The sequence below is a fragment of the Streptacidiphilus sp. EB129 genome (assembly GCF_041262645.1).
Lineage (GTDB): Bacteria > Actinomycetota > Actinomycetes > Streptomycetales > Streptomycetaceae > Streptacidiphilus.
Genome location: NZ_JBGCCS010000114.1, coordinates 1 through 1218, shown reverse-complemented (window position 1 = coordinate 1218; position 1218 = coordinate 1). Strand labels below are relative to the sequence as shown.

Here is a 1218-nt window from a genome sequence, read left to right as displayed (position 1 = left end):
GGTGAACTCAACCGGTCAGCGCAACAGTGCTGTGATCCTATCGGCTGGGGTGTCGTAGTCGAGTGTTTTCCGAGGTCGTCGGTTGAGGCGTTCGGCTATACGGTCGAGGTCCTGCTGGGTGTGGCCGGCCATCGTGGTGCGCTTGGGGAAGTACTGGCGCAGGAGGCGGTTGGTGTTCTCGTTGGTGCCGCGCTGCCAGGGGCTCTGCGGGTCGGCGAAGTAGACGGCCAGGCCGGTGGCTGCGGTGATGTTCTTGTGTGCGGCCAGTTCCATGCCGCGGTCCCAGGTCAGGGTCTTGCGCAGGTGGACAGGCAGGGTCAGCATCGCGGCGGAGACCCGGGCGGTGACGGTGGCGGTGTCCCGACCGTCCAGTTGGACGAGCAGGGTGAAGCGGGTGGTCCGCTCGACGAGGGTGGCAATCTGGGTGACTCCGCTGCCCATGACCAGGTCTCCCTCCCAGTGCCCGGGGACGAGGCGGTCGCGCACTTCAGCGGGCCGCTCGTGGATAGGGGTCGCCTCCTTGATCTGCGAGCGCCACTGGCCGGTGACGGTGTTGTGGATGTTGCGGCGGGTCGGGCGTCCCGAACGCAGGTGCTGCTGAAGGGACTTGGCCAGTACGCCACGGGCCTGCATGAACAGGGATTTGTAGATGGTCTCGTGACTGATCCGCATCCCGGGGTCGTCGGGATGCGCCTTCGCCAGGTGGCCGGCTATCTGCTCGGGCGACCAGTCGTCGGCCAGGCGAGCGGCGACCACGTCCCGCAGGGGCTCGTTCAGGGCCAGCAGGCAGAGCTTGGGCCGCCGGGCGCGTTGCCATGCCCGGTCCTCCGCGTCGACGGCCCGGTAGCGCTCAGTGCCCTTGTTGCGGCCGATCTCCCGGCTGATGGTGGAGGCGGCTCGTCCCAGGGACCGGGCGATCGCGCGCATCGAGTCCCCGCGGGCCAGACCCCGGGAGATCAGCTCGCGTTCGCTGTCGGTCAGGAACCCGGGCCGACGCGAGCGGACCGGCGGGACGTAGCCGCCGTTCGACTTGAGGATCGTGAAGACCGAGCCGGGTGGCCGACCCAGGGCCCGGGAGATCTCACTGATCGACTCGCCGGCCTTCCAGCGGTCCCACAACTCGCGCTTCTGTGCATCCGACATCCCCGGACGACCCATCCTTGCCATACGCCACACCCTCTCCTACCTGGGGTGTTGCGCTGACCGGTTGAGTTCACC

General features: G+C 68.2%; 1 pseudogene. It reads right to left on the bottom strand.

The window, feature by feature from the left end:
* Positions 1–7: 7 nt before the first annotated feature.
* Positions 8–1167, bottom strand: a pseudogene (locus tag ABH925_RS37690) (IS30 family transposase).
* Positions 1168–1218 lie beyond the last annotated feature (51 nt).